The sequence below is a fragment of the Shewanella sp. SM20 genome (assembly GCF_025654545.1).
GTDB classification, from domain to species: Bacteria; Pseudomonadota; Gammaproteobacteria; order Enterobacterales; family Shewanellaceae; genus Shewanella; species Shewanella oncorhynchi.
Map to the genome: position 1 here is coordinate 22495 of NZ_JAKKRK010000057.1, position 6653 is coordinate 29147.

The window sequence follows — 6653 nt, forward strand, 5'->3', positions numbered from 1 at the left end:
TTGCTACCGTTTTACCTCAGTTAAAGAGATACCATGTTTATAAAGTTTAAGCTTCCCGTTGCTATGCTCGCACTCATTGCTTTGTCTGTTTTATGCTCTTCGGTGTATGTGCAAGAAACGCTAGCGACTAAGCTGATTTCAAATAGGCTGCCATTTGATGCTCTTGGTTTTCAGTCACAGACGGCTTCCAATTCTTTAGTTGCCAGTCCGAGTGCTCAGCATCATATGCAGAGTTTGCCAAAACTGATGACGACTTCCTTGGTGCAAGCGAATCAAGGTGCTGTTGCCAATCCAACGGTTGCTGAACATTTCTCATCCCCAAAAATGCTTGAGCAGTCATCCTTAGACAATCCAGAGACTAAACAACTGAGTCTGAATATCAGTTCTCTCGATGAACTCATGGGCTTGTTTGACTCGCTTAATTACACGCCAGAAAGCTTTCGTGATGGTAATAAATCGGTCCCTAGATTGACCTTTGATGCCGTGGGAGAGGGCTGGAGTTCAGTGTCAAGCCAACTCCCTGTGAAGCAAAAGAAAATGGTGTTTCTTAGAATGATTGCCCCTTTAGTCTTATTGGCGAATGAGAAAATTTTACAAGAAAGACAGGTCATTATGTCTGCCCCCCTCGATGATATTGCGTTATTAGCCTTAGGGGTAAAGTACAAAGTAATAAGCAGTGAAGATAAACCGCTGTTAGAAGCCCAAAGACAAATGCTACTTGAAAGGGTGGATATCCTGCCGCCATCGTTAGTGTTAGCTCAAGCGGCAAAAGAAAGCGGTTGGGGCACATCGCGATTTGCCCGTGAAGGTAATGCATTATTTGGGCAGTGGGATTTCAAGGGTAATGGTATGGAACCTAGGCAAAAGCGCCAAGGTTTAGGCAATTATGGTTTAGCACGATTCGATACACCATTTGCTTCGGTGGAAGGGTATTTGTTGAATTTGAATACCCATAATGCTTATCAGAAGATGCGAGATTTTCGTGCCCAATCAAGACAAGCTAATCAAGCTGTGACAGGCTCTGCACTCGCAGGGACGTTAGACCGATATTCGGAGCGTGGTCACGCCTATGTTGAGGCGATTCGTCAGATGATCCGCACCAATAAGCTATATCTGGTGGATGATATTTATTTAAGTGATGACGCACCATTACATCTATTAACAAGAACAAACTAAGTGATTGGTAAAATAACCATTTTCACTTAACCTGAATAAAGCGCACTTTAATTAGGCTTATATAGGTCAATTTAATCAAGGGCATCCGCATTACCCTATATCCCAATTTTAAACTTTGCCTTTTTGCTGGTAATTGTCTTCAAGGTCTTGAGTTAACCATTAGGATAAAAGGATAAGCAGTGCCTGATGTTCGATATTAATGTTTACCTTTCTGTAATCGCATAACTTCCATCTGTGTTATAGCGGATGATAAACCCCTTTTTCTCACCATCGTGGTAATACTTCAGGGACAGTAATCGATCCTTGTTATCGATTTCATATGTCCAGCCACGCTGCTCATTGTCGCTGTAATTGGACAGTGAATAACCGCCATCCTTCTTGTAGTGGATGCTGATTTGACTGTCTTGCCCCTGTTGATTATTTTGCAGCTTTTGGACATGCCCCTCTTCATCGAATTCATATTCTTTGATGAGGTTGCCATGATGGTAGTCAGAAAATTTGTATAATTTTCCTTTACTATCATAATAATATTGTTCCCCATGCTTAATCGATGGCGTATTTCTAAAGGGGGGATTCAGTATGTCCTTACAGTCATTGCTATAGGGATTTTCTCGCATTATGCACTCGTCCTGAGAGGGCTTGACGGGCAAGGTTTCGTCATATTCATAATGACTTAACTCCATAAGCCGGTGATTATGGTTAGGATCAAATATCGCCTGCATGCCATGGTATTCACCTTTGCGATAGTGCCTAATGCCACTGGCAACATCCTGTGCTGAGTACCAAATACTCTGACCATCGAGCAGGCCCTGCTTATAATGCTTATTGGCAAAGAGCACATTTTCATCGCTGATTAGTTTTTCTTCACCTTCGCGTAATCCATTGAGATAAGTCACTTCGATCCGTGATTTCTTGTCAGTTTTAAATACCCAAGGGCCAGTGCGCTTGCCATCAAGGTAAGCCCCGTTACCCACATAGTTGCGGTATTCGCCAAGCGAGACTTTATCTACCCAAGGGCCATGTTTAATGCCGTTTTGATAGTGACCTTTATTGCCATTGCTCTCAAGCCACTCACCGTCTTTGACGCCGTTGCGATAAATGCCTTTTTCAGACAATCGCTTATCACCTGTGTCTCCGCCATATTCGGGCTCATAGATTTCACAGGGGCCATCGAGCACTCCTTGATTATAATGGGCAAAACCGTAGTTATCTGCCTCATCGAACATGGACTGTGCAATCCATTTACCTTGCTTTTTACCGTCAAGATATTCACCTTCCCAATAGCTTGCTTGGCCGTCAGCCTCAATCCATTTACCGACTTTTTTGCCTTGTTTGTACTGACCATTCAACATGATATTGGCATTACGGTTATCGTAGGCGATATAGGGGCCATCGAGCAGACCTTGGGCATAATGACTTTCAAGCGCAAGTCCAGCCCAAGATCCACCGAGATTCATGTAATCATAAGCTGGGCCCGTTTTTGGGATCTCACCCTCACCGCTGTTTAGCCAGTCCACATCATCGGCTTCAAAGACAACGCTCACCAACACAAAACTGCCCTGTTGTTCGCGATAATCATTGCGATAAAAGTGGGTCACTAAACTGTATTGATGCTCGCGGCCTTGGGCATCTTTATCTTTGCGGGTGAGGGGGTAACGTAATTTATATTCATCCGCGGTTTTCACATCGGCGGGTAAACCTTTAGCATTGCGATAGCCGATTAAGGTTGGTTTGAGCTTGGTTGAACCATCGATAATTGCTTTAATGGCGGGATCTTCTATCGCCTCAACATCATAGGTCATGCGATATTGCTGCGGCGGAATTTGGTTTAACACTTTGCGGGTGTCGCTGACGGTAAATGACGATAACGTCGGGGCGACTTCATCCAGCACAACTTGAAGGCGTGGTAGCTTAGTGAGCTTTGAATCCTCAAAACCATAACCCCGTAAATGCTGACCATCAGCATCTTTAAGCATGACCACGACTTCTTTGTCGCCACCCTTATCAAAGTCATAGTAAAAAACGGCCACAATTTCAGCCGCACCATAATCATCAAGATGTACGCCGGGCGCATCGCCGTCGGACATTTCGCTCCACACTTGATTGTCTTTTTGGTGAAAATTAAGCCATTGGCTATTCGGTAAATCGACAGTGGGATGGACGGCTTTGCCCGCAGCGCTTGCCGCAGGAATAACCATTAAAGAGGATAACAACACCATGCCCGCTGCAGTGAATAAACTGCGAATCGAAAGTTCCATTTAACTACACCTTTTACACCGATAACTTGCGCCTCATGCGCACCAGTAAACGGGCCGAATTTTATGCGAAGACAAGCACTTCAGGAAGTAGCTGATACAAAAAAGGCCGCAATAGCAGCCTGTTAAGATCCAATATTTAACAATCAGCGATGGTATATAGCATTTATTTCGTGGGTGTCTTTTAGGGGAATCATTTAGATTTCATTGAAAACGGGTTTTAAAAGAAAATGAGCTAAAAATATTATAATAACAGCTGCTTAAATTTAATAGAGCACTGAAGCAGTGCTTCAATTTTACTTTGTTTCGCTTGTTCTGAATCTACATTCCCAGTGGTGTAAAACGTTATTTCTGGATCGAGTATCGGGCTACACGTTTGGTGTTCGATTTTCAACAATGAGTGCGTTCGATTTGCAATGGCTAATCCAGAATCAATGACAGTAACGTGATGGGGAAGGGCATTTTTGATTTCTGCATTGATAAGTGGAAAGTGAGTACAAGCCAGCACTAATACATCGGTATTAAACGCATCGGGTTTGCTAAAAATACGCTGAATTTCCTGGGTTACAATGTCAGGATCAAACCCATTGCCGAGAAGTTTTTGCTCTGAGGCGAGAACCAGCGCTTCAGAGTCTTCTACTAAAACCTTACATTCTGTGGCGAAATTCGTGATCAGCATCTTCACATAAGCTGAGTTCACCGTGGTGTGAGTGCCAAGTACCATCACTACCTTTGATTTTGATAACGAAGCGGCAGGTTTTATCGCAGGGACAACGCTGACAATAGGTATATTGAGTTCAGTACGAAGTAAGTCTAGCGCAATGGTACTCGCTGTATTGCAGGCGATAACGATGATATCGGGTTGAGTCAGTGAGCTTGCTTTGGATATAACGTCTAAAATTCGCTTTTTTAGTATATCGTGCGGCTTTTTTCCGTAAGGGAAAAAGCCAGCGTCAGAGACGTAACTCAGCCGTATGTTGGGGATTCTCTTTTTTATTTCGGCCGCGACAGTTAGTCCACCTGAACCTGAATCAAAAACTAATATTGAGCTATCCATTGCACCTACCTTCACATAATCAACACATTTAATTTTGCCATAGACACAGGAGCGTTAGTCGAATTGGCATACAGCTTCAAGAGGCGCATTTTGCTCTTTCAGCCTATTTTGATCAATGAGGATATGTTTGGTTAAGACTTTTTCGTAAACAAAAAATCTTTTGGTGAGTTAATGCAATCTACCGCAGTGTGAGATCATGAATACTCAGTTTTGTCCGCAGTTTAGTTTGGATGCCAACTTAATCCTTCGTGCGTTTGTAAATATTGCTGGAGCTTTAATTCTGTATATCCATTAAGCACTATCATTCCAGTGACACGCCGACTTTGGTTTTAAAATAGTCGTCCATGTATGCTCGAACGTGGCATCTGCTGTATAGGACATACTAATGTCGCGATCACATGGATGTGAATAAGCGACCATGCCACGGATGGTCACTTCCATGATGGTGCCTAATTTGGTTAATTCCTGTGTATGTCTGATAGTTGATTTGATGTATTTCTAAAATAAAAATCAAAGTCGTGGGGCTTCACCCCACACCCGACCAAGGAGGACTGCTCGTCCTATCCTCCTTGGATGCTCCATGACGCCCCTAACGGAGTTGAAAGCCCCTTGTGCTCATTGCCAAATTTGCTATCGCTTTCGAAGGATGCGTCCCTGCACCTGCGAAAGCTAGCCAGCCATCCATGGCTGGACTCACGCAATTTGCCTATTCGCCCTGCGGCAACTCCGAGGGGATAGTGTATTCCTCAGACTCTGGTGTTATTGGTACATTATTAAGGCATAAAAGCTCTATAAGTTCAGTTTCTTAATTTAGAACGTTGTAAAGTGTTATTTAGCTAGAATTACCACCTTTGTTCAAACAGTGAATAGCTTTTAATATGTTTCGTTTGATATTCAAGTTCAGGAAATAAAGTTGCTTCGTATATTCCGCAATATTTAAGTTCATTTAATATATCTTCCTTGAACTTAGCTGGGATAATGAAGGAATGTGAAAATTTATCAAATTCATCGTTAACTTTAACATATTGTTGGTTATACAATATTTTACCTGTATGGCAGGTAAAGCAACCTTGTTGTGTGACTAATCGTTTGTTAAGGCGTTTTGGTGTGTACATGAATCCAGCATGTTTTATCTGTTCATGGGCTCCTCCATTGATTGCTTTACAAATCAAATCAACCCCTTTGTCAGATAGCTGGCCATGATATTTCTTTTCTAATTCTAAAAAATCATCAAAACGTAATCCATTAAAGAGAATCTGGTTATTTAAGAATTCAAGATGATCTTCGCGGATGGAAGATGCGACCTGTTTAAAAATATTATCAAAGTCATCTGCATCATTATATTCTATTAATTTGGTGAGAAATATTTTACCAAAATCAAAGTTGTAATAATCGAAATCAAATATATCGTCTACAAAATCGGGTAAAAAAAAGAGTTTACCATCAAGGTTATTTTCTGTTGAGCACGCAAAATAAAGAGCAACTAATACATTTTCCGTCCAATCGAGAAGTCTTGTCGGTAAGCCATAGTGTTGGGCATAAGTAAGAAGCTCTAAAACATCGGTATGACGTTCTCTTGCTTCTGGATGCATCCTTACAAACTCATCGATGAGCATGTTCTCATCATAGTATTTGCCGTCTATTGGCCTAAATAAACTAGGTACAAGATTGTGGCGGGCGTTAGATTGTCCCCTAAACCACCATTTCTTAGAGTTATTTGAAGTTTCTGTCTTTGCTAATTTAATGGCATCAGCCACACATGATATTACTTGCTGATTTTCTGTATCCGAGTTCGGCAATTTGCAACTCCATTTGTAGTGGTATATTAAACTTGGCTATTTAATAAGAAAGACTATGAATTTACTCATAGAACTCGACAACCTAGCTTTGCAAAAAGACGGTTCTGGTGCAACTCCTTTTGATTGTCATCCCCAAACCACCGCCTCTGGCGGTGGTGATTGTTCCTTGAGGCTATAGCCTGAATTACGCCCATGCTAAAAGAGACTTCTTATTCACCACAAGTAAGAGGAAACGAAAAGCATGGGCGATTATAGAAGTTCATCACATGTTTATTGGCGTTGCAAATATCATATTGTTTGGACTCCGAAGTACCGTTTTAAAATATTAAAAGGAAACCTTGGTAAGGAGTTATACAGGTCAATTTA

Annotated in this window: 6 protein-coding genes; 3 read left to right on the forward strand and 3 right to left on the reverse strand. The window is 41.8% G+C overall.

Annotated features, from left to right (window positions below; genetic code table 11):
* The first annotated feature begins 33 nt into the window (after window positions 1-33).
* A complete protein-coding gene (locus tag L5M18_RS19285; RefSeq protein ID WP_263198285.1) occupies window positions 34-1176 on the forward strand; it encodes a glucosaminidase domain-containing protein in 1143 nt (380 codons plus the stop codon).
* A 203-nt stretch (window positions 1177-1379) separates the two neighbouring features.
* On the opposite strand, the gene L5M18_RS19290 is transcribed toward L5M18_RS19285, so the two are convergent.
* The 3 genes from L5M18_RS19290 to L5M18_RS19300 all read right to left on the reverse strand — a co-directional run bounded on the left by L5M18_RS19290 (window position 1380) and on the right by L5M18_RS19300 (window position 6287).
* Entirely contained in the window at window positions 1380-3434 is a 2055-nt protein-coding gene (locus L5M18_RS19290) for a toxin-antitoxin system YwqK family antitoxin (RefSeq protein WP_263198286.1), read from the reverse strand.
* 241 nt (window positions 3435-3675) lie between these two features.
* Window positions 3676-4488: a glutamate racemase gene (murI, locus tag L5M18_RS19295; RefSeq protein ID WP_263198289.1), complete on the reverse strand. Its 813-nt coding sequence runs from the start codon at window positions 4486-4488 to the stop codon at window positions 3676-3678.
* Between the two features lie 842 nt (window positions 4489-5330).
* Window positions 5331-6287 carry an FRG domain-containing protein gene (locus tag L5M18_RS19300; protein ID WP_212599374.1) on the reverse strand — a complete coding sequence of 319 codons (957 nt, stop codon included), beginning with the start codon at window positions 6285-6287 and terminating at the stop codon, window positions 5331-5333.
* A gap of 55 nt (window positions 6288-6342) precedes the next feature.
* On the opposite strand from L5M18_RS19300, the gene L5M18_RS19305 reads away from it, so the two are divergent.
* Both L5M18_RS19305 and L5M18_RS19310 read left to right on the forward strand, forming a co-directional pair.
* A complete protein-coding gene (locus L5M18_RS19305) occupies window positions 6343-6465 on the forward strand; it encodes a hypothetical protein (RefSeq protein WP_263198291.1) in 123 nt (40 codons plus the stop codon).
* 63 nt (window positions 6466-6528) lie between these two features.
* Window positions 6529-6653 (forward strand): transposase (locus L5M18_RS19310; RefSeq protein WP_263197725.1); only part of this gene is annotated, 125 nt, incomplete at its 3' end.

Excerpts from the sequence above, each read along its gene's own strand:
- L5M18_RS19285 (WP_263198285.1), top strand. The coding sequence starts at position 34 with ATGTTTATAAAGTTTAAGCTTCCCGTTGCTATGCTCGCACTCATTGCT.
- L5M18_RS19290 (WP_263198286.1), bottom strand. The coding sequence starts at position 3,434 with ATGGAACTTTCGATTCGCAGTTTATTCACTGCAGCGGGCATGGTGTTG.
- murI (WP_263198289.1), bottom strand. The coding sequence starts at position 4,488 with ATGGATAGCTCAATATTAGTTTTTGATTCAGGTTCAGGTGGACTAACT.
- L5M18_RS19305 (WP_263198291.1), top strand. The coding sequence starts at position 6,343 with ATGAATTTACTCATAGAACTCGACAACCTAGCTTTGCAAAAAGACGGT.